Source organism: Roseateles sp. FW301-B2 (assembly GCF_058788955.1).
The window spans coordinates 18,889-40,741 of record NZ_JBYTBE010000033.1; the positions used below are offsets into that span (position 1 = coordinate 18,889).

At 70.6% G+C, this 21,853-nt stretch carries 17 protein-coding genes; 9 read left to right on the forward strand and 8 right to left on the reverse strand.

Annotation, left to right across the window (positions count from 1 at the left end):
* Window positions 1–153 precede the first annotated feature (153 nt).
* The 7 genes from AC3WQY_RS19545 (at window position 154) to gtfA (ending at window position 10,467) form a co-directional block, all read left to right on the forward strand.
* Window positions 154–2,091: a sigma-54-dependent Fis family transcriptional regulator gene (locus tag AC3WQY_RS19545; RefSeq protein ID WP_492710203.1), complete on the forward strand. Its 1,938-nt coding sequence runs from the start codon at window positions 154–156 to the stop codon at window positions 2,089–2,091.
* Between the two features lie 45 nt (window positions 2,092–2,136).
* A complete protein-coding gene (locus AC3WQY_RS19550; RefSeq protein ID WP_285233435.1) occupies window positions 2,137–3,135 on the forward strand; it encodes an MBL fold metallo-hydrolase in 999 nt (332 codons plus the stop codon).
* Between the two features lie 34 nt (window positions 3,136–3,169).
* On the forward strand, window positions 3,170–4,213 hold the full coding sequence (locus tag AC3WQY_RS19555) for a LacI family DNA-binding transcriptional regulator (RefSeq protein WP_492710204.1): 1,044 nt from the start codon (window positions 3,170–3,172) through the stop codon (window positions 4,211–4,213).
* 266 nt (window positions 4,214–4,479) lie between these two features.
* Window positions 4,480–6,753, forward strand: a complete 2,274-nt coding sequence (locus tag AC3WQY_RS19560; RefSeq protein WP_492710206.1) for a TonB-dependent receptor — start codon at window positions 4,480–4,482, stop codon at window positions 6,751–6,753.
* 2 nt (window positions 6,754–6,755) lie between these two features.
* Complete coding sequence (locus tag AC3WQY_RS19565; RefSeq protein ID WP_492710208.1) at window positions 6,756–7,697, forward strand: PfkB family carbohydrate kinase; 942 nt, start codon at window positions 6,756–6,758, stop codon at window positions 7,695–7,697.
* Window positions 7,694–9,001, forward strand: coding sequence for an MFS transporter (locus AC3WQY_RS19570; protein WP_492710210.1), 1,308 nt, complete (start codon window positions 7,694–7,696; stop codon window positions 8,999–9,001). The genes AC3WQY_RS19565 and AC3WQY_RS19570 overlap by 4 nt, the downstream gene beginning before the upstream one ends.
* Window positions 8,998–10,467 (forward strand): sucrose phosphorylase, encoded by a 1,470-nt coding sequence (gene gtfA / locus AC3WQY_RS19575; protein WP_492710212.1) that lies wholly within the window; start codon window positions 8,998–9,000, stop codon window positions 10,465–10,467. The genes AC3WQY_RS19570 and gtfA overlap by 4 nt, the downstream gene beginning before the upstream one ends.
* A 702-nt stretch (window positions 10,468–11,169) precedes the next feature.
* Here the strand turns inward: gtfA and AC3WQY_RS19580 are convergent.
* The 3 genes from AC3WQY_RS19580 to AC3WQY_RS19590 all read right to left on the reverse strand — a co-directional run bounded on the left by AC3WQY_RS19580 (window position 11,170) and on the right by AC3WQY_RS19590 (window position 13,186).
* Complete coding sequence (locus AC3WQY_RS19580; protein ID WP_492710213.1) at window positions 11,170–12,018, reverse strand: PA4780 family RIO1-like protein kinase; 849 nt, start codon at window positions 12,016–12,018, stop codon at window positions 11,170–11,172.
* 22 nt (window positions 12,019–12,040) lie between these two features.
* On the reverse strand, window positions 12,041–12,577 hold the full coding sequence (locus AC3WQY_RS19585; protein ID WP_492710215.1) for a hemerythrin domain-containing protein: 537 nt from the start codon (window positions 12,575–12,577) through the stop codon (window positions 12,041–12,043).
* A gap of 81 nt (window positions 12,578–12,658) precedes the next feature.
* Window positions 12,659–13,186, reverse strand: coding sequence for a TlpA family protein disulfide reductase (locus AC3WQY_RS19590; RefSeq protein ID WP_285233427.1), 528 nt, complete (start codon window positions 13,184–13,186; stop codon window positions 12,659–12,661).
* 163 nt (window positions 13,187–13,349) lie between these two features.
* Between AC3WQY_RS19590 and AC3WQY_RS19595 the strand changes: the two genes are divergently transcribed.
* Complete coding sequence (locus AC3WQY_RS19595; RefSeq protein ID WP_285233426.1) at window positions 13,350–14,132, forward strand: methyltransferase domain-containing protein; 783 nt, start codon at window positions 13,350–13,352, stop codon at window positions 14,130–14,132.
* On the opposite strand, the gene AC3WQY_RS19600 is transcribed toward AC3WQY_RS19595, so the two are convergent.
* From AC3WQY_RS19600 to AC3WQY_RS19610, 3 genes are all read right to left on the reverse strand, one after another.
* Entirely contained in the window at window positions 14,122–16,146 is a 2,025-nt protein-coding gene (locus AC3WQY_RS19600) for a S9 family peptidase (RefSeq protein WP_492710217.1), read from the reverse strand. The two genes, AC3WQY_RS19595 and AC3WQY_RS19600, sit on opposite strands and share 11 nt — an antisense overlap.
* 33 nt (window positions 16,147–16,179) lie before the next feature.
* A complete protein-coding gene (locus tag AC3WQY_RS19605; RefSeq protein WP_492710218.1) occupies window positions 16,180–17,910 on the reverse strand; it encodes a PHA/PHB synthase family protein in 1,731 nt (576 codons plus the stop codon).
* A gap of 64 nt (window positions 17,911–17,974) precedes the next feature.
* Window positions 17,975–18,472 (reverse strand): hypothetical protein, encoded by a 498-nt coding sequence (locus AC3WQY_RS19610; protein WP_492710220.1) that lies wholly within the window; start codon window positions 18,470–18,472, stop codon window positions 17,975–17,977.
* A 59-nt stretch (window positions 18,473–18,531) separates the two neighbouring features.
* Here AC3WQY_RS19610 and AC3WQY_RS19615 point away from each other — a divergent pair, with 59 nt between their 5' ends.
* The gene (locus tag AC3WQY_RS19615) at window positions 18,532–19,893 is read left to right on the forward strand and encodes an alpha/beta hydrolase family protein (protein ID WP_492710222.1); all 1,362 of its coding nucleotides are present in this window, start codon (window positions 18,532–18,534) and stop codon (window positions 19,891–19,893) included.
* Window positions 19,894–19,926: 33 nt separating this feature from the next.
* Here the strand turns inward: AC3WQY_RS19615 and AC3WQY_RS19620 are convergent, their stop codons facing one another.
* Together AC3WQY_RS19620 and AC3WQY_RS19625 are read right to left on the reverse strand one after the other, a co-directional pair.
* Window positions 19,927–20,946 (reverse strand): helix-turn-helix transcriptional regulator, encoded by a 1,020-nt coding sequence (locus AC3WQY_RS19620; protein ID WP_492710224.1) that lies wholly within the window; start codon window positions 20,944–20,946, stop codon window positions 19,927–19,929.
* Between the two features lie 143 nt (window positions 20,947–21,089).
* On the reverse strand, window positions 21,090–21,821 hold the full coding sequence (locus tag AC3WQY_RS19625) for a PEP-CTERM sorting domain-containing protein (RefSeq protein WP_492710226.1): 732 nt from the start codon (window positions 21,819–21,821) through the stop codon (window positions 21,090–21,092).
* Window positions 21,822–21,853: the final 32 nt, after the last annotated feature.

The following is a 21,853-nucleotide window of genomic DNA, read 5'->3' on the forward strand; positions in this document are numbered from 1 at the left end:
CGCGCAGACTGTGTCGAATGCGCCGGCGGGACTGAACAACTGTCACGAAACGGAACAGCCGGCGGCGCGGATCTGCTGAAACGCTTGCCAGCGCGGCGCGTCCCGCTAGGCTCGCGGGCGAGGTCCGTCAGAGGCCCGATGGAGACAATCGAGATGCAGGCATTACCCAACAAGCACCATGCGCCGGCGCGCTTGCGCCAGGCGCGGCGCACGCTGCTGGATGCCGGCAGCGTGGCCGAGGGGCTGATCGCCCCGGCGCTGCTGAACAGCTGGCAGCGCAGCCGCGCCTTCGGACTCAGGCCCGAGGGCCGCATGCCGGGCGCACCGCATGCGTCGGCGGCCCAGCTGACGCGGGCGCTGGAGCAGCAGCGCGAGCTGGTGGCGCATGCGCGGCCGGTGATGGAGTTCCTCGTCAAGCAGACGATGGACACCGACAGCATGGTGATACTGGCCGATGCCGAGGGCATGCTCTTGCAGGCCCTGGGCGATGCCACCTTCCTGGACCGCGCCCAGCGCGTGGCCCTGCGCCCCGGCGCCAGCTGGCACGAGCAATGGCGCGGCACGAATGCGATCGGCACCGCCCTGGCCGACGCCGCGCCGGTGGTGGTGCATGGCGCCGAGCATTACCTGGAGCGCAACGGCTTCCTCACCTGCACCGCCGCCCCCATCCTCGACCCTTCGGGCCGCGTGCTGGGTGCGCTGGACATCTCCGGCGAGCAGCGCAGCGTGCACCACCACACCCTGGCGCTGGTGCGCACGGCGGCCGGCATGATCGAGCAGCGCCTGTTCGAGCATCGCCATGGCGCCGGCCTGCGCCTGCGCCTGCATGCCCAGCCCGAGGGCATAGGCTCCTGCGCCGAGGGCCTGCTGGCGCTCTCGGAAGACGGCTGGCTGTGCGGCGCCAATGCCGCGGGCCTGCAGATGCTGGGCCTGGACTGGACGGCGATCTCCGCCTGCCGCATCGAGCAGCTGCTGCAGCTGGACATCGCCACCCTGGCCGACTGGTGCCGCCGCCCCAGCGCCGCCGCGCGCCCGGTGCGCCGCCACGATGGCAGCCCCCTGTGGCTGCGCCTGGAGCCGGGGCGCAGCCTGGTGGCGGCCACGCGGATCTGCGCGCCACACGCGTCGTCACACGCGGCGCCGCAGGACGCGCTGGCCCGCCTGGACAGCGGCGACCCGGCCCTGCGCAGCGCGCTGGAGCGCGCGCGCCGCGTGATGGACAAGCCCATCGCCCTGCTGCTGCAGGGCGAGTCCGGCGTCGGCAAGGAGCTGTTCGTGCGCGCCCTGCATGCCAGCTCGGCGCGCGCCGCGAAACCGCTGGTGGCGCTGAACTGCGCGGCCCTGCCCGAGGCGCTGATCGAGGCCGAGCTGTTCGGCTACCGGCCCGGCGCCTACACCGGCGCGGCGCGCGAGGGCGCGCCCGGGCGCATCCGCGAGGCCGCCGGCGGCACCCTGTTCCTGGACGAGATCGGCGACATGCCGCTGGCCCTGCAGGGCCGGCTGCTGCGCGTGCTGCAGGAGCATGAGGTGCTGCCGCTGGGCGGGGGCGCGCCGGTGGCGGTGGACTTCCGCCTGGTCTGCGCCACCCACCGCGAGCTGGCCGAGGAGGTGGCGCAGGGCCGCTTCCGCGCCGACCTCTATTACCGCCTCAACGGCCTAGCCCTGCAGCTGCCGCCGCTGCGCGAGCGCCAGGACCTGCCGGCCCTGATCGCGGCCATGCTGGCCGAGCTGCAGCCCGGGCGCGCGCTGGCCGTGCAGCCCGAGCTGCTGGCGGCGCTGCGCGCCTACCGCTGGCCCGGCAATCTGCGCCAGCTGCACAACGCGCTGCGCACCGCCTGCGCGCTGCTGGACGAGCATGAGCAGCACATCGACTGGCCCCATCTGCCCGACGATCTGGCCCGCGCGCTGCGCCAGGCAAGCCCTGACCCCCGGGCGGGCGAGGCGCCCGGCGGGCTGCGCGAGCAGGCGCGCCTGAGCGTGCGGCAGACCGTGGAGGCCTGCGAGGGCAATCTGTCCGAGGCCGCGCGGCGCCTGGGCATCAGCCGCAACACCTTGTATCGCAAGCTCAGGGAGCAGCAGACGGGGAGTTAGTGCTAGGCTCGCGTCCGCCCGCTTCGGGGCGCACGAGGAGCCTGCATGTCCATCGTCAAGCGCGTCGCGCTGCTGCTCTTGCTGGCCCTGCTGCTGGGCCTGGCCTGGCTGGTCTGGCGCTTCCAGGCGCGCCCCAGCCTCGAACCCTATCTGCCGCTGGCCCTGCCGGCGGCGGCGGCGCCCCAGCCCGCGGGTGAGCTTCGCGTCACCTTCCTGGGGGTGTCCAGCCTGCTGCTCAGCGATGGCGAGACGGCGCTGCTGACCGATGGCTTCTTCACCCGCCCGGCCGGCCGCGAGGTGCTGCTCGGCAAGATCGCGCCGGACCGCGCCCTGATCGCGCGCAGCCTGCAGCGCGCCGGCATCGCCAAGCTGGACGCGGTGATCGCCCTGCACTCGCACTACGACCATGCGATGGACTCGCCCGAGGTGGCGCAGCGCACCGGCGCGATGCTGCTGGGCTCGGCATCCACCGCCCAGATCGCACGCGGTTGGGGTCTGGCCCCCGAGCGCATGCAGCTGCTGCAGGATGGCCAGGTCTTGCGCTATGGCCGCTTCGAGATCACGGTGCTGCGCTCGCGCCATTTCCCGCACCCGCTGGCGATGGGCGAGATCACCGAGCCGCTGCGCCCGCCGGTGCGCGCCGATGCCTACCGCGAGGGCGGCAGCTACCAGCTGCTGGTGAAGCATGAGGGGCGCAGCCTGCTGATCGCGGGCAGCGCCGGCTTCGTGCCCGAGCGCCTGCGCGGCCTGCAGGCCGAGGTGGTCTACCTGGGCATTGGCGGCCTGGGCGGCAAGGACGAGGCCTACCGCGCCGACTACTGGCGCGAGACCGTGCAGCTGACCCAGGCCAAGCGCGTCATCCCGATCCATTGGGACGACTTCACCCTGCCGCTGGACCAGCCGCTGCGGCCCGGCCGCCTGCTGTTCGACGACATGGAGGCCTCGATGGCCTTTCTGCAGCGCCGCGCCGCGGCCGAGGGGGTGGAGCTGCGGCTGGCGCTGCCCTGGCAGGCGGTGGATCCCTTCGCGGGCTTGCGCCGCTGAGTTGGCTGTGGCCGCTGCTGCAAAATGGCGGCACATGTCCGAAGCCAAGCCTCCCTCCAGCCGCGCCGAGCAGCGGCGCCTGCAAATGGCCGATATCGCCCGCCTGGCGGGGGTGTCGGTGTCCACCGTCTCGCGTGCGCTCAGCGGCAGCAGCCTGGTGAACGAGGAGACCCGCAAGCGCGTCAGCGAGCTGGCGCGCTCGCTCAACTACTCGATCAACCTCGGCGCGCAGAACCTGCGGCTACAGAAGAACCGCACGGTGGCGGTGGTGGTGCCCTATGACGCGGGCTCGCGCCAGCACATCTCCGACCCCTTCTTCCTCTCCATCGTCGGCGCCATCGCCGACGCCCTGACCGACCAGGGCTGGGACATGCTGCTCTCGCGCGTCGATGCCGAGCGCCTCGACCTGGCCGCCCAGGCGGTGGACTCGGGCAAGGCGGTGGGCCTGCTCATCATCGGCCAGTGGCGCCACCACGACCAGCTCAACGAGCTGGCGGCGCGCAAGCTGCCGGTGGTGGTGTGGGGCGCCCAGCTGCCGCAGCAGCTCTACTGCAGCGTCGGCGGCGACAACGTGCTGGGCGGGCGCCTGGCCACCGAGCACCTGCTCGCCGCGGGCCGGCACCGGCTGGCCTTTCTCGGCGATGCGGCCCTGCCCGAGGTGATGCACCGACGCGAGGGCTTCTGGGCGGCGCTGGCCCTGCGGGGGTTCAGACCTGACCCCGCGCTGGAGCTGGCCGTGCCCTTCGAGGTGGGCGCGGCGCGCGCCGCCATCGAGGCCTTCTTTGCCGCCCATCCCGAGGTGGACGGTGTGGTGGCCTGCAGCGATCTGCTGGCCCTGCAGGCCATCCAGGTGCTGCGCGCGCAGGGCCGGGCGGTGCCGCGCGAGGTTAGCGTGGTGGGCTATGACGATATGCCCCTGGCCGCCTTCTGTGACCCGCCGCTCACCAGCGTGCACCAGCCCGTGGCCGCCGCCGGCGTGCAGCTGGTGCACAAGCTGATGCAGATGCTGGAGGGGCAGGCGGTGCCGCCCAGCATGCTGCCGGTGCACCTGGTGGTGCGCGAGAGCGCGCCGGCCTGAGTCCGGGCGCCATAGAGCGGCCTGCAATTGATTGCAAGTCGATCAGAGAAATTCATCAAAAGTGAGACAGGCTGCCGTATTCATCGGCGCACATAAGCGTTTCTACTGAATTGCAATCGATTGCAAAGAAAATGCAGGCGCCGCACAATGCGGGCAACGCAAGGTGCCGTCCGCGGCCCGGCGTCAGCCCAGCACGATAGCCAAGCCTTGCCGGACGCATCACGCCATGCAGCGTGTGCGCCGGTCCTGATTCGGAGACAAGCAAGATGCAACGACAAGCAGTACGCCCTACCGCCGCGGCCGCCCTGGCCCTGGCTCCCTTGACGCTGGCCATGGCCCTGGCCTTCGCGCCCCGGCCGGGCCAGGCCCAGGAGGCCGCCGACGGCCTGCAGCTCGACCAGGTGGTGGTCACCGGCAGCTCCACCCGCTCCACCAAGATGAAACAGAGCCTCTCGGTCAGCTCGATGGACGGCGAGCAGCTCAGCAAGAGCGGCGCCACCAGCGCGGCCGAGCTGCTGCGCGCGGTGCCGGGCGTGCGTTCGGAATCCTCCGGCGGCGAGGGCAATGCCAACATCACGGTGCGCGGCGTGCCGCTCTCGGCCGGCGGTTCGCGCTATGTGCAGATCCAGGAAGACGGCCTGCCGCTGCTGCTGTTCGGTGACATCGCCTTCGGCACCGCCGACCAGTTCCTGCGCGCCGATGCGAATACCGAGCGCCTCGAAGTGCTGCGCGGCGGCTCGGCCTCCACCCTGGCCAGCAACTCGCCGGGCGGCCTCGTCAACTTCATCAGCAAGACCGGCAGCGAGCAGGGCGGCAGCCTGGGCCTGACGGCCGGGCTGGATCGGCGTCTCTGGCGCATCGATGCCGACTATGGTGCTTCGCTGGGCAAGGGCGGTAGCTTCCACCTCGGCGGCTTCCAGCGCATCGGCGAGGGCGGCCGGCCGACCGGCCAGAATCTTGAGAGCGGTGGCCAGCTCAAGGCCAATATCACGCAGAAATTCCAGGGCACGGATGTCTCTGGTTATGTGCGCCTGAGCCTCAAGGCCCTGGACGACAAGACCCCCTCGCTGATGCCCGTGCCGGTGACGGTCTCGAACGGCAAGATCAACACCATCGCCGGCATCGACCCGCGCAGCGCCTTCTTCATCACGCCCAGCCTGGCGCGTGACGTGAGCTTCAACAAGGACGGCGCCTATACCACCAGCAACACCCGCGACGGCCTGCACGTGAAGAGCACGGCGATCGGCTTCGAGTCCGGCCTGGAGCTGGGCATGGGGCTGAGCCTGGAAGAGAAATTCCGCAAGAGCAGCAACTCGGGCCGCTTCATTGCGCTGTTCCCGGCCGACAATGCCAACAACGGCCGTGCCGCCTTCTTCACCGGCACGCTGTTCAACACCTCGCTGGACAATCTGGACAACGTCTTCAACGACCTGAAGCTGAGCAAGACCTTCGCCGCCGGCGATGGCGGCAAGGCCACCCTGGTGGGCGGCCTGTTCTATGGCCAGCAGAACGTGGCCCAGACCTGGTTCTGGAACCAGTACAACCTGACGCTGAGCGGCAACAACGCCCAGGTGGTCGATGCCAGCGGCAAGCCCACCAGCGCAGCGGTGGCGCAGGGCTGGAGCACCTGGGGCGGCTGCTGCACGCGCACTTGGGACGTGCAGTACACCCAGACCTCGCCCTATGCGGCGCTGGCCTGGGAGCGCGGCCCGCTCAATCTGGACCTGAGCCTGCGCCGCGACGAGCAGAAGGCCCATGGCTACACCCTGGCCGGCGACAACGCCGCACAGCGCTGGGATGCCGCCAGCCAGCAACGCGTGGACTACAAGGTGGCGCACACCTCCTACTCGCTGGGCGCCAACTTCGCGCTGAGCAAGGATCTGGCCCTGTTCGGCCGCGCCAGCAACGGCGTGGCCTTCAGCGCCGACCGCCTGCTCTACGGCAATCCGCTGGACGGCTCGGTGCCGATCGCGGTGAACGAGATCGATCAGGTCGAGGCCGGCGCCAAATGGCGCGGCCAGGGGCTGAGCCTGTTCGCCACGCTCTTCAATGCGCGCACCAAGGAAAGCAATTACGAGGTCACGACGCAGAAGTTCACCGCCAACAAGTACGAGGCCAGCGGCCTGGAGCTGGAAGCCGCCTACGCGATCGGCAACTTCCGCCTGAACGCCGGCGCCACCTTCACGCATGCGCGCATCCAGGCCTCCAACGACGCCAGCGTGGTGGGCAAGAAGCCGCGCCGCCAGGCCGACTTCGTCTACCAGCTCAGCCCCGCCTACAGCCTGGGCGATGTGGAGCTGGGCGCGGCGCTGATCGGCTCGGGAAAGTCCTATGGCGACGATGGCAACAGCATCACCATGCCGGCCTACACGGTGGTGAATGCCTTCGTGAATTACCAGCTCAATGCCAAGACCCAGCTCTCGCTCTCGGCCAACAATCTGTTCAATGCGCTGGCCTATACCGAGATCGAGGGCGATGGCCATGCGGCGCGCGCGCTCACCGGCCGCACCCTGCGCGCGTCCGTGAAGTTCGAGTTCTGAGCATGGCACCCGTGCTGCTGCTGGGTGAAGCCCTGGTGGACGAGTTCGCCAGCGGGCCGGTGGCCGGCGGCGCGCCGCTGAATGTGGCGCGCTCGCTGCAGGCGCTGGGCCAGCCGGCCCTGCTGGCCACGCGCCTGGGGCAGGGCGATGCCGGCGCGGCGCTGGTGCTGCAAAACATGCGCCGCTTCGGCCTCAGCGAGGCGGCGCTGCAATTCGATGCTGAGCGCGGCACCGGCCGTGTCAGCGTGATCGAAAGCGAGGGCGGGCACGGCTTCGAGATCCATGGGGATGCGGCCTGGGACCATTTGGAGGCCGAGCCTCTGCTGGCGTCCGCGGCCACGCCCCGGGTGGTCTACTTTGGCAGCCTGGGACAGCGCCATGCGGTGGCGCGCGCCGGCATACAGCGCCTGCTGGAGCAGTTTGGCCGGCAGGGTGCGCTGCGTTATTTGGACCTGAATCTGCGCGCCGGCAGTGCCGCACCGGAGCTGGCCGAAGCCTGCCTGCGGCATGCCGACTGGCTCAAGGTCAATGAGCATGAGCTGGCCCAACTGCTGCAATGGCAGAGCCTGCCCAGCCCGGCGCTGGATGCACCGCCCGAATACTGGGGTCTGGGCGTGCGCGCCCTGATGCGGCGCCATGGCCTGCAGCGCCTGCTGCTCACGCGTGGTGCGCTGGGGGCGGCGAGCTTCGATGTGGAGGGCCGCGTCGAGACCCTGGCGACGGCGCCGCGCCTGAAATGCCTGGTCGACACCGTCGGCGCTGGCGACGCCTTCAGCGCCATGCTGCTGGCCGCCTGGCTAGCTGGCCAGTCGGTCCCGCGTGCGCTGGCGCTGGCGGTGGAATTTGCCGCCGCCATGTGTGGCGAGCGGGGCCCGGTGGCCGCGAGCGACCGCTTCTACGAGCGTTGGCAGCAAGACCTGACCCTCGAAAGGCATTCGGCATGAGCGCCAACAAGCCGAGGCTGAGCCTCTGGCAGATCCTGAACATGAACCTGGGCTTCTTCGGCATCCAGTTCAGCTTCGGGCTGCAGCAGAGCAATATGAGCCCGATCTACCAGTACCTGGGTGCCGACGAGGCCAGCCTGCCGTTGCTGTGGCTGGCCGGGCCGCTCACCGGCCTGCTGGTGCAGCCCATCGTCGGCGCGCTGAGCGACCGCACGGTGACGCGCTGGGGCCGCCGCACGCCTTATTTCCTGATCGGCGCGCTGCTGTGCAGCCTGGGCCTGCTGCTGATGCCGATGAGCCCGACGCTGTGGTTCGCCGCCGGCCTGCTGTGGATACTGGACGCCGCCAACAACGTCACCATGGAGCCCTACCGCGCCTATGTGAGCGACCGGCTCGACGAGGCCCAGCATGCCCAGGGCTTTCTGACCCAGAGCGCCTACACCGGCCTGGCCCAGACCCTGGCCTATCTGGCGCCCTCCATCATGGTCTGGCTGGGCATGGACAAGGACGCGCTGGGCGCCAACCACATCCCGCAGATCACCCTGGTGGCCTTCGGCATCGGCGCGCTGTTCTCCTTCACCACGGTGTGGTGGTCGGTGCGCCGCGTGCCCGAGCTGCCGCTCTCGGCCGCCGAGGCACAGGAGCTCTCGCAGCGCCCGCAGGGCCTCCGGGCCACCTGGGACGAGATCCTCAGCGCCTTCCGCGAGATGCCCGAGACCATGCGCCGGCTCTGGTGGATGAAGCTGTTCCAGTGGTACGCGATGATGTGCTACTGGATCTACATCGTGCCGGCGCTGGCCCAGACCATGTTCGGCACCAGCGATGCCAGCTCGCAGGGCTTTCGCGATGCCGGCCTGCTGAACGGCCAGCTGGGCGGCTTCTACAACTTCGTCGCCTTCATCGCGGCGCTCGCCATGCTGCCCTACACGCGGCGCTTCGGCGCGCAACGCGTGCACGCGCTGTGCCTCACGCTGGCGGGCCTGGGGCTGTGGGCCATCCCCGAGCTGCACAACCGCTGGCTGCTGTTCCTGCCCATGCTGGGCGTGGGCCTGGCCTGGGCCAGCATCATGGGCAACCCCTATGTGCTGCTGGCCGGCAGCATCCCGCCGGAACGCGCCGGGGTCTATATGGGCATCTTCAATATGTTCATCGTGATCCCGATGCTGATCCAGATGCTGACCCTGCCGCTGATCTACCACGCCCTGCTGGGCGGCCAGCCCGAGAACGTCATCCGCCTGGCCGGCGCGCTGCTGATGCTGGCGGCCGCGGCGGTGCTGCGCGTGAAGTCGTACAAGCCATCATGAAGAACCAAGTCCAACTCATCACCTATGTGGACCGCCTCGGTGGCGGCGGCATCGCGCAATTGCAGGCGCTCTTGCAGGGCCCGCAGGGCTTGTTGCAAGGCCTGTTCGGCGGCGTGCACCTGCTGCCGTTTTTCTATCCCATCGACGGCGCCGACGCCGGCTTCGACCCGATCGACCATACCCAGGTCGATCCGCGCCTGGGCGCCTGGGCCGATGTGCGCGCCCTGAGCGCGCAGTGCGAGGTGATGGCCGATGTGATCGTGAATCACATCTCGGCCGATTCGCCGCAGTTCCAGGACTATTCGGAGCGGGGCGAGGCCTCGCGCTATGCCGGCCTGTTTCTCACGCTGGATGCGGTGTTCCCGCAGGGCACGAACGAGCAGCAGCTGCTGGCCGTGTACCGCCCGCGCCCGGGCCTGCCGCTCACCGTGGCCACGCTGAAGAACGGCCAGAAGAAGCTGCTCTGGACCACCTTCACGCCCAAGCAGCTGGACATCGATGTGCAGCACGCGGAGGGGCGCGCCTACCTGGACGGCATCCTGCAGCGCTTTGCCGACAGCGGCATCCGCATGGTGCGCCTGGATGCGGCCGGTTATGCGATCAAGAAGGCCGGCGCCTCCTGCTTCATGATGCCGGAGACCTTTGCCTTCATCGCCGAGTTCGCGGCGCGCGCCAAGGCGCTGGGCATCGAGGTGCTGGTGGAGATCCATTCCTACTACCGGCGCCAGATCGAGATCGCGCAACAGGTGGACTGGGTCTATGACTTCGCGCTGCCGCCGCTGGCCCTGCATGCCTTCTTCTTCAAGACCGCCGCGCCGCTGAAGCGCTGGATCGCGCTGCGGCCGCGCAATGCGCTGACGGTGCTCGATACGCACGACGGCATCGGCATCATCGATATCGGCGCCGACAGCGCCGACCGCGCCGGCTCACCCGGCCTGGTGCCGCCCGCCGAGCTGGACGCGCTGGTGGAGCGCATCCACGCCGCCAGCCAGGGCCAGAGCCGCCAGGCTACCGGGGCGGCGGCCTCCAACCTCGATCTCTACCAGGTCAACTGCACGTTCTTCGATGCGCTGGGTGGCGACGAGCGCAGCTATCTGCTGGCGCGCGCGCTGCAGTTCTTCCTGCCCGGCGTGCCCCAGGTCTATTACGTCGGCCTGCTGGCCGGCCACAACGACATGGCGCTGCTGGCCCGCAGCGGGGTGGGGCGCGACATCAACCGCCACCATTACGACCAGGCCGAGATCGCCGCCGAGCTGCAGCGCCCGGTGGTGCAGCGCCTGCTGCAGCTGATCCGGCTGCGCAACGAGCATCCGGCCTTCCAGGGCCGCTTCGAGCTGCTGGAGAGCGAGCCCGAGGTGCTGGCGATGCGCTGGCAGCTTGATGAGCACGAAGCCCTGCTGCGCATCGACTTCCGCGATCTCGGCCACACGCTGAGCTTCAGTGGCAGCGCGCCGCTGCAGTTCTAATTTCACGCCTTTGTGGATATGGGCTGAGCAGCCCAGGCCGGCAGGCACTCGGCCCCAGAGGCGGAGGCCTTCACTGCGTTCAGGCTCCCCTCGCTGCTCGCCAAACCGGCACTCGCGCGCAACTCGCCCTCGCACCCCTGTGGGCCGTTGTCCGCCTGCGGCGGCCAACTGTGCTTGAGCTCAAACAAGGCGCGCTCGACGCATCGCCTGGAGCGATGCGCAACCCGGTTTGGCTGCGCGGCTCGGCACCGCCAATGGGGCCTCGCACCTACCGGCCTGGCCCGCATGCCACCGCCATGGCGTGCGGCGAGGCTTTGACCCGAGGTGATCAGGCGGGCATAGCGCGGCGGTCTCCTGAGCCGGGGAAACGCCTGTTTCCTGTGCGCTCGACAACTGGTGGTAGCGGAGCAGGCAGGTGGCCCTGGCGGCACGTTTGCGGTGCCGAGCAGCGCAGCTGCAACGGGGTGCGCGTCGCTCCAGGCGATGCGTCGAGCGCACCTTGTGTGAGCACCGACGACAGGCGACTGCCGCGAGGCAGGTGCCGGCCCCGCAGGGGGTCGGAGGGCGAGTTGTGCGCGAAGCCCGGGGCAGGGAGCAGCGCAGGGGAGCCTGAGCGCAGCGAAGGCCGCCGCATCCGGGCCGACGGGGCCACCTGCCTGCTCCGCGAGGCGGGCCGAAACAGCTTGGCGTAGCAGTGCATGCCTAGCCCGCGCCGCTGCGCATCAGCTGCCGCATCGCCTCCTCGGCCTTTACATCCTCGATCTCGCGCAGCACCTCGCCCACATTGACGGCCTTGCGGCTGTGCTCGAAGCGGCCGCTCAGCGGGCTGTCGGGCTTGAGCAGGCCGCGCTCGAACAGGGCCCAGATCTCGTGGCCATAGTCGCTGGCCAGCAGCTCGGGCGCGCTGGCGCCGAAGAACAGGCGCAGGTTCTCGACATCGCGCAACAGCATGCGCTTGGCGTGGTTGTTGCCGGCGGCGTCCACCGCCTGCGGCAGGTCGATGATGACCGGGCCGTCCTCGGCCAAGAGGATGTTGAACTCGGAGAGGTCGCCGTGCACGATGCCGGCGCACAGCATGCGCACCACCTCGGCGATCAGGGCCGCATGGTGGCGGCGCGCCTGCTCGGGCGTGAACTGGGCGTCGTTGAGGCGCGGCGCGGCGGCGCCCTCGGCATCGGCCACCAGCTCCATCAGCAGCACGCCCTCGTGGAAGTTGTAGGGCTGGGGCACGCGCACGCCGGCGGCGGCCAGGCGGTAGAGCGCGTCCACCTCGGCGCTCTGCCAAGCCTCCTCCTGCATGGCGCGGCCGAAGCGCGTGCCCTTGGCCATGGCGCGCGCCTGGCGGCTGTTCTTCACGCGGCGGTTCTCGGTGTAGTCCACCGCCTGGCGAAAGCTGCGCTGCGTGGCCTCCTTGTAGACCTTGGCGCAGCGCGTTTCCTCGCCACAGCGCACCACATAGACCTGCGCTTCCTTGCCGCTCATCAGCTGGCGCAGCACGCCGTCGATCAGGCCTTCTTCCATCAAGGCTTGCAGCCTGGGGGGTGTTTTCATCCCCCCATTCTGCGCTGCGGGCTCAGCCCCCCGTCGCCAGCCGTTGTTCGCGAGCGGTCTGCGCGGCGGCGGCGCGGCGCTTGGCCTCCGGATAGATGAAGCCTTCCTCGAGCGAAATATGTTCGTGGTAGAGCGCGCCGAACACCTCCAGCGCGTGGCGCAGGCTCTCCAGGTCCACGCCCACCTGGCCATCGGCGATCTCGGCCAGCATCGGGCCCAGCTCCAGCCAGTCCTCCTCCAGCCAGCCATGGTCCTGCTGCAGGCGCAGCACCTGCTGGCACAGGGCCTCGTCGCCGCTGTTGAGCAGATCGGGGAAGACGCGCTTCTCCTCGTCGGCATGGTGCTGGCGCGCGTGGTGGCCGAAGAAGTCCACCGCGCCGCGGGCGATCGCGCGCGCGGCATCGTCGACGTTGTAGTTCTCCAGCCGCGGCATCAGCCCCTGCAGGGCCTGCAGCTGGGTCAGCACCTCGCGGTGGGTCTGGTCGAGCACCGCAAACGGGTCCACCAGTTCGACGCGATCGCGAGCGGGGCGCGACTTGCCCTTCACCAATGCAGCCATGACCGTACTCCAGCGGGTTGATCTGGGCTCGATTCTTCGCTTGCCCGGCCGGCGCGGTTTGCGCTGCGTCAAGTCAGCGCATCAGCGCATGCCCGTGCCGAAGCTGCGGCGTATCAGCGCCAGCGCCTCGGCCTCGTCCCAGGCGCGCGCGCCATAGATCTTGTGCAGCACCTTGCCGCGGGCATCGACCAGCACCGTCAGCGGCAGGCGCGTGGCGCCCAGCATGTGCTCCATCTCCAGCTGCCGGTCGAGGTAATGGTTGAAGCTGGCATTGCTCTGCTTCAGAAAGGCCAGCGCCTTGTCGCGCTCGTCGTCGGTGGAGATGCCGATCACCGCGAAGGGGCCCAGGTCCTCGCGCCAGGCCAGGCGCTCCAGCGAGGCCATTTCCTGCCGGCAGGGGCCGCACCAGCTGGCCCAGACGTTGATGATGAGCGGCTTGCCGCGGTAGGCCGAGAGCGCGCGCGGCGGGCCGTTGAGGCCTTGCAGCCGGGCCTCGCGCAGCGGCTGGCCCACCGGCACCTCGCCCGGCGTGGCCCGCGCCGGGGCCATCGATGCGAGCGTGGTGAGCGTGGCGAGGAGCGCCGGCAGCAGGGTGTTGCTGATGAACATGCGCGCATGGTAGCGGTGCGGCGTGCCGGTTGATCTTGAGCAAGGACAGCCGGATGCTGCGGTGCGCCAATCAAACCAGGTCGGGGCTTTGTGAGCGGCGCCCTGTGGCGCGCGACCCCGGCCATTCGGGGGCATTGTGAGCAACTGGATTCTTCCCACCGCCATGTCGGCGGCCCTGGTGCTTGGCAGCGTGGCGCTGTTCTTCTTCACGGTGACGCGCGGCGCGCTGATTGCGCGCGGCGTCGGCAAGGTGTTCTTCGGCGTGCTGCCGCGCGCCGACGGCCATGTCTATCCGATCTACTCGAACATGCGGCTGATACGGCTGGTGGACTTCCAGCCCATCATCGCGGCCATCCTGCTGTTCCAGTACGACCGCCTGGTCTCCACCATCACCCAGCGCCTGCGCCGCAGCGAGCTGCGCGGCCAGCCGGTGCTGATCACCTCCTGCGCCTTCGGCAATGTGATGCCGCGCGTCGTCAAGGCGGCGCTGGGCGCGGGCGCCAGCGAGGTGCAGATCATCGACATCATCGAGAACGAGCTGCTCAATGCGCAGCGCAAGCTGCAGCCCTATGCGGGCCGGCTGGCCTTCCACCAGCAGGACGCCAACACGCTGCAGCTGCCGGACGCCTCGGTGGCGGCCAATGTGCTGTTCTTCCTGCTGCACGAGCTGCCGCACGAGCTCAAGGGCCAGGTGCTGAAGGAGGCGGTGCGCGTGCTGGCGCCCGGCGGCACGCTCTACCTGGCCGAGTTCCACAAGCCCGATCCCTGGGTGCTGCGCACCCTCAGCTGGGCCTACTTCAAGGTCTTCGAGCCGCTCGGCCTGGCGCTGTGGAGCACCCATGACCCGCTGCGCCAGCTGGAGGCCATGGGCGGCCTGCACTGCGAGCGCCGCACCCTGTTCTTCGGCAACTTCCAGGTCATCACCGCCACCAAGCTCAGGGCTTGAGGTAGCGGTCGAACCAGGCCCGGAAGCGCGCCGACACGTCGCGCTCGTAGCTGGGCTTGCTGATGCCGTGGAACTCGCCGGGGTAGATCACCAGCTGGGTCTCCACGCCGAGGGTCTTGAGCGCCAGGTACATCTGCTCGCTGCCCGAGATCGGCACGTTGAAGTCGAGCTCCCCGCCCATGAAGAGGGTGGGGGTCTTGATGCGCTCGGCATTGAAGAAGGGCGCCGACACCTTCAGCCACAGCGCCGGGTTGCGCCAGGGCGCACCCAGCTCGCGCTCGTACTGCACGGCGTACTGGTCGGTGCCGAACATGGCCAGCTGGTTGGCGCTGCCGGCGCCGGCCACCGCGGCCTTGAAGCGCGTGTCGGCGGCGATCAGTGCATTGGTGAGGATGCCGCCATAGCTCCAGCCGCCCACGCCCAGGCGCGCCGGGTCGGCGATGCCCTGGCCGACGGCCCAGTCCACCGCGCCCTGCAGGTCCAGCACCTCCTTGTTGACCCAGTCGGCATAGATGGCGCGCTGGTAGGCGTCGCCACGGCCGCTGCTGCCGCGGTAGTTGACCTGCAGCACCACATAGCCGGCGGCGCAGAGTTCCTCGCGCAAGAGGTCGCGCCCCGCCAAGCTGTGGCCGTCCTGGCCGTTGGGCCCGCCATGGATCAGCAGCAGGGTGGGGTAGCGCCGCCCGGGCTGGTACTCGGGCGGGTAGCTGATGAGGCCGTGCACCTCGGTGCCATCGGCGCTGCGTGAGGCGAAGTCCTCGCTGCGCCCCCAGCGCACCTCGGCCGCCCAGGCGTTGTGCCGGGTGAGGGGCAGCAGCCTGGCCGGCGCCGCCGGCTGCAGCAGCTGCAGCTCGGGCGGCTGCTTGGCCGTGCTGGCGAGCAGGGCGATCTGGCCCTTGGCGGCGACGCTCAGGCCGCTCACGCTGCGGCGCCCGTCGCTGAGTTTCTCGACCTTGCCGTCCAGGCCGATGCGCGCCAGCCAGGCGGCGCCGTCGTCGTCCACGCTGGCGTAGAGGCTGGCGCCATCGGGCGCCCAGGCAAAGCGCGCCTGCAGGCCGCGGTCCAGCGCCTGCGTCAGGATGCGCGGCGCGCCGCCCGCGGCCGCCACGGTGGCAAGGCGCCAGCGCTGGTAGGCCGACCAGCGCCCCTCGTCGCCCATCAGCACGGCGAGCTGGCGGCCATCCGGGCTCCAGGCCGGGTAGGCGTCCTCGTCGGTGCTGAAGTTGGCGAGCAGCTCGCGCGCCGGCGCGTTGGCCCGGGCCTCCATCACGTAGAGGCCGGTGGCCTCGCTGCGCTCGCGCTCGGCCATGCGCGGGCTGAGGAAGGCGATCTGCCGGCCGTCGGGCGACCAGGCCGGTTTGGACTCGCCGAACTCGCCGCGCGTCAGCGGCGTGAGCTTGGCGCCGGCCGGCTCGAACAGATAGAGGTGCTGGCGCTGCGGCCCCAGATAGCCCTCGCGGTCCTGCTTGAAGTGGAAGCGGTCGATCACGATGGGCGGGCGGGTCTTGCGCTTCCAGCCCTCCAGCAGCTCGGGCTCGTCGGCCGGGTCGGCATCGTCGAGCACCAGCAGCAGGCGCTGGCCGTCGGGCGCCCACTGGAAATCGGCCACCCCGGTCTTCAGGCTGGTGAGCGGCTGCGCCTCGCCGCCCTCCAGCGCGATCTGCCAGAGCTGGGCATGCTTGCGTGCCGCCTCGTCGGCGCCGCGCTTGGCCAGGAAGGCGATGCGGCGCGCGTCCGGGCTCCAGCGCGGCTTGCCCTCGACATCGCCGCCCTGCGTCAGCTGCAGGCTGCGGCTGCCGTCGCTGCGGCTGATCCACAGATCGGTGAGCTGCTGGTCCTTGTCGAGGTCCTGCCGGCGCAGCGTGTAGGCCACCCAGGCGCCGTCGGGCGAGATCTGGGCATCGCCGATCTCGCGCAGCTGCGCGATGTCGGCCGGCCCCAGGGCGTGGGGCTCGGCCCGGGCGGGCAGCTGGGGGAGCAGGAGGCAGGCGGCGAGGAGCAGGCGTTGGATCATGCCCGCATGCTAAGCCAGCCGGTGATGTGCCTCTCAGTCGCTGTAGCGCTGCATCACATAGCTGCCGGGCGCGTCGGCCAGCACCGCGCGCGCCGGGATGGGCGTGGCGGCCTGCTTGCGCCCGCCATGCCGGCCCAGCCATTGCGCCCAGGCGGGCCACCAGGAGCCCTCGTGCGGGTGCGCCTGCGCCAGCCAGTCGTCGGCATCCAGCCAGGCGCCATGGGCGGGCCGGCTGGCGATGCGGTAGCCGCGGTGCGGATGTTGGTCGTGCGGGCCGGGCGGAGAGACGATGCCGGCGTTGTGGCCGCCGCTGGCGAGCGCGAAGGTGATCTCGGCCTCGCAGAGGTGGTGCAGCTTGTAGACCGAGCGCCAGGGCGAGACATGGTCGCGCTCGGTGCCCACCATGAAGACGGGCATGCGCAGCTCGCTCAGCGAGACCGCATGGCTGTTGACGCGGTAGCTGCTGGCGGCCAGTGCGTTGTGCAGGTAGAGCGAGGTGAGGTACTCGTGGTGCATGCGCGCCGGCATGCGGGTGGCATCGGCGTTCCAGGCCATCAGATCGCTCTGCTGTTCGCGCTCGCCCATCAGGTACTCGCGCATGCGCCGCGTCCAGACCAGGTCGCGCGAATGCAGGAACTGGAAGGAGCCCGCCATCTGCTTGCCGCTCAGATAGCCCTTGCCGCGCGTCAGGTTGTCCAGCAGGCCGATCTGGCTCTCGTCGATGAAGAGGCCCAGCTCGCCGGGCTCGGAGAAATCGGTCTGCGCCGCCAGCAGGCTGAGGGTCTTGAGCGGGGGCAGGTCTTGATAGCCGAGCAGGGGCGCGCTGCCGGCGCGCGCCAGCGCCGCCGCGGCGATCGCCAGCAGGGTGCCGCCCAGGCAATAGCCCATCGCCTGCACGCCGACGCCCTTGGGGCTGAGCGTGCCGATCGCCCGCAGCGCGTCCAGCACGCCCAGGCTCAGGTAGTCGTCCATGCCGAGTTCGTGGTCGCTGGCGTCCGGATTGCGCCAGGACACCATGTACACGGTGTGGCCCTGCTCGACCAGGTAGCGCACCAGCGAGTTGTGCGGCGAGAGGTCGAGGATGTAGTACTTCATGATCCACGAGGGCAGGATGAAGAGCGGCGCGGCATGCACCTTGTCGCTCTGCGCCTCGTAGCGGATCAGCTCGATCAGCCGGTTGCGGTGCACCACCTTGCCGGGCGTGACGGCCACGTCCTGGCCGACCCGGACGCTGGGCGGCGGCACGGCCGTGCCGCTGGCATCCGCCAGCCAATGCCGCAGGCCCTGGGCCAAGTGCGCGCCCTGCGACGCCACCGCATCGTTCAGCACCACCGGGTTGCTGAGCAGCCAGTTGGCCGGCGCCAGCATGGCGAGCCATTGCTTGGCGAAGAACTGCGTCATCTCGGCATGGTGGGCGCTCATGCCCGGCACGCGGGCGGCCTCGCGCCAGAAGGCCTCGGCATTGCGAAAGCCGGCGCGCAGCTGGCTGTAGGGCCAGGCGGCCCAGGCCTCGTGGCGAAAGCGCGGGTCGTCGTCACGCGCGCCGGCGCCGCCCTCGGCCGCGCCATCGTGCTGGCGCAGGGTGTCGGCGCCCAGCTGCGCGGCCAGCGCGGCCAGCTCCAGCTGGCGGCCCGGCGAGACGCCCAGATGCCAGCCCCAGTCCGCCATGGCCAGCGCCAACGAGACCGGCGAAAGCCCGCCGGTGAGCGGGGCGGCGGCCGCATGCAGCACGCGGTCCAGGCGTTGGGTGGGGGTCTCGGTCATGGATGTTCACCAAGTGACAACGACCCATTCTGGAACGCCGCGCCTCAGCCGGGCTTGAGTTCCATCAAGACGAGCGCGGGCGCTCGAAGCCGCCCTCCACCCAGGCCGCGGCACTCGCCTGGCTGAGCTTGAAGCCCGGCGCCACGCGCACCTGGGCGAGGCGCTCGCCGGCGGCGTCGAAGGCCGCCAGCAGCGCATGCGGCGCCTCCTCGTCGGGCACGATGTCCAGGGTGACGAGCAGGCGGCCTGCCTCGCTGTCCAGCTTGAGCTCGCGGTGCAGCTGGGCATGCAGGGCCTGCTCGTGGCGGCGTATCACCTCGCTGGCGGTCTTCACCAGGGTGTTGAAGGCATTCACGTCCAGGGGCTTGGGGTTCTTCTTGTCGCGGCCCATGGTCCAGGGGCCCACCAGGGCCGGCTCGGCCTCGCCGGCCTTGTACATGGCCACGGCCCAGCCCTCGTCGTCCTCGTTCTTGATGACCTGGGCGGTCCAGCCGCGGTCGCGCCAGAGGCGGGGCTCGTTGATGGCGGCGTCGGGATCTTGCTGGGTATCGGATTCACTCATGCCTAGAGTGTAGGCAGGCCCTAGCATGCGCGCCTGCACACCAAGACGAAGGGGAGAGGATGCGAACAACCATCTGCAGGGTCTTGCTGGCCTGTGCCGGGCTGGCGCTGGGCAACGCAAGGGCGGCCGAAACCACGCCCGCGGCCGCGCCGCCGCCGGCCCTGGAGGCCTTGCGCAAGGAGGTCAACGAGCGCAATGCGGCCCTGGTGCAGCAGGGCTTCAACCTGACCCACGGCCTGCGGTTGCAGGGGCGCGGCGGCACGCCCGCGCGCATCAGCCTGGTGCTGCCGCCCTCCGACGAAGACCACCGCCTGCACCTGTGGCTGGCGGTGCAGGGCGGCGAGGCGCAGCTGACGCTGCGCGGGCCGGCCGGCCAGGCGCCGCTGCTGAGCTGGGCGGCGCGCCAGGGCGAGACCAGCTTGCAGCGGCGCCTGCCGCCGGGCCGCTACGAGCTGGAGTTCGACGCCGGCGCCAGCGAGGGCGGCTTCGCCCTGCTGGGGGTGAAGGGGCCGGCGCTGGTGTTGCCGCAGCTCGACGCAGCGCGGGTGCAGGAGCGCGCCGCGGCCCCCGAGCGCGGCTTCCACTGGCCCTATTTCCTCTACCTGCCCCAGCAGATCAAGTCGCCGCATCTGCTGGTGGTGCCCAACAACAGCGGTTTCGTGAGCACCGAGCTGGAGCTGCTGCGCGCCGCCGCCGCCGGCGAGCTGAATCGCCAGGCGGCGCTGGCCGAGGGCCTGGGCGTGCCACTGCTGGTGCCGATGTTTCCGCGCCCGGCCGATCCGCAGGCCGATGACCTCTATCTGCATGCGCTCAGCCGCGCCGCCCTGCTGGCCACGCAGCCGGCCTGGCAGCGCGTCGACCGCCAGCTGCTGGCGATGGTGGACGATGCCCGCCAGCGCCTGGCGCAGCAGGGTCAGGTCTTGTCGGCGCGGCTGCTGATGTCGGGCTTCTCGGCCTCGGGCTCCTTCGTCAACCGCTTTGCCTTCCTGCATCCAGAGCGCGTGCTGGCCCTGGCCAGCGGCTCGCCGGGCGGCTGGCCGCTGGCGCCGCAGGCGGTGCTGGAGGGTGGCGTGGCGCTCAACTACCCGGTGGGCGTGGCCGACCTGGCCGCGCTGAGCGGCGAGGCCTGGCGCCCGGCCGCGCTGAAGGCGGTGGCCGCCTTCATCTATATGGGCGACCAGGACGCCAACGACGCGGTGGTGCACCGCGACAGCTTCTCGGCCGCCGACGAGCGGCTGATCTTCGCCCGCTTCGGCAGCACGCCGCTGGCGCGCTGGCAGCTGAGCCAGCGCCTCTATGCCGAGCAGGGCCTGGATGCGCGCTTCGTGCTCTATCCGGGCGCGGCGCACAGCGTCACGCCGCAGATGCAGGCCGACATCGCGGCCTTCTTCGCCGAGCGGCTGGCGGCGGCGCGGCCCTAGGCGGCCTTAGGCGACCCTAAGCGGCCCGCACGCCTAGCCGCGCAACAACGCCGTCAGCTCGGCCTGCGAGCCGCAGCCGAGCCGCTCGTACACCGCCTTGACGCAGTCGCGCAGCACGGCCTCGCTGATGTGCAGGCGCTGGCGCGCGGCCTCGCGGCCGCCGCCCAGCGCCATCCAGAACGCCACCTCGCGCTGGCGGGGCGAGAGCTGCACCTCGGCGAGCCGGCGCCAGACCTGCAGGGGCAGGGGCGTGCGGCGCGCCAGGCTGATGCCCACCAGGCCGGCGTCGGCGGCCGCACGGGCGGCCTCCAGGCCGCCCGTGGCGGCGCCCAGCCATTGCGCGCGCAGCTCCAGCGCGCCGCCCGGTATGGCGAGGCTGCAGGCCGGCATTTCCCAGGGCGGCTTGCCCTCGCCCTGCAGCGCCTGCAGCAGGCGCAGGCCGGCCGGCGGCAGCACGCGCCGGTCGGGCCAGAGCGCGGCGGCGAAGGGGATCTCGTCCAGCAGGGCCAGCGCCGCCGGGCTGGCGAACAGCAGCTCGCCGCTGGCGCGCGCCACCAGCATGGCCGGCTCGGCGAGGCTGGCGGCCTCGGTGGCGGGTGCCTCGGTGGCGCCGCGCTGTGCATGCTCGAGGTGCTGGGCGATGCGCGCCAGGCAGGGCAGGTCGCCGTCGGCATAGCCCCGGCCCGGCTCGCGCATCAGGGCCAGCACGCCGAAGGGCCGCCCGTCGGCCTCGAGGCGGGCATCCAGCGTGTGGTGATGGCCGCAGCCGCGTATCAGCAGCTGGTAGGTGTTGCTGGCGTAATAGGCCGCCGGCGGCGCCAGCAGCTGGCCCAGTTTGGGCTGGCCTGGCGCGCTCACCAGCTGCCTGGTGTTGAACTCGCCGGGGCCGTCGAACAGCGTGCTTTCGCTCAGGCACAGCGCGCGCACTGCGTCCGGGCAGTCCTCGTGGATGGCGGCATGCAGGGTGCCGTCCGGCCCGGTCAGGAACAGCGCCGTGGCGGCATGGGGCAGCAGCTCGTGCGCGATCGCGAAGGCATCCGGGGCGATGCTCATCAGATCCAGGCCGCAGCAGCACAGGATGCGCAGCTGGGCCCAGAGGCGGCTGTTCTTTCGGCTTGACGAGGACACGCGTGGGCTGGGGGCGGGCGATGCGGGCGCCAGGAGTTTAGCCAGCCGCGGGCCACGTCGCCAAGACGTCAGGCGCGCCGTCGTGCGATCGCCAGGGCCAGCAGGCCGGCGCCCAGCAGCGCAAAGCTGCCGGGTTCGGGCACCGGGCTGGTGGGTACGCCGGCGATCTGGGCATCCGTCAGCACGCCGTCGTAGACGCGCAGATAGTCGACCGAGCCGGCCTGCGCCTCGCGCTGGGCGCGCTGGTAGTCGTCGACGAAGAAGTACAGCCGGTTGTTGGCGCTGACGCTGTCGGCGTTGTGGCCGGCGGCATCGCTGAGGGTCCATTGCTTGACGCCGTTCAGGTAGCCGCGCAGCACGTCGTGCTCGTCGCGCGTCAGCACCACGGTGAAGTCGCTGCCCGCCGCGGCGTTGTCGGTGCCCGACTTGGCGGGGTAGTACTGCAGGCGCGCGGTCTCGAAGTACAGGCCCTCGTCGACGCTGAGGTCCTGGAAGTCGATCAGCTTCTTCCAGGTGCCCACCAGCGAGTCGTAGCTGGCGCGGAACTCCAGCGACCAGACGCGCGTGTCGACCAGGCCCTGGTTGAGCTGCAGGCCCTGGTTGGCGCCGAAGTGATAACGCCCGGGCTGGCTGGCCAGTTCGCCGCCCATGGACTGGAGCGCGGGGCCGCCCAGCGCGTCCTGCAGATTGCCGTCGAACTGGTAGTCGTGCACCAACACGGCGGCCCGTGCCTGGCCGCCCATGAGGCCGCTTATGGCGGCCACGAGGCCGATGGAGGCCCATAGATTGCTTGTTCTCATTCCCTTGATCCAGCGTGGTTGAGCGCCCGGGG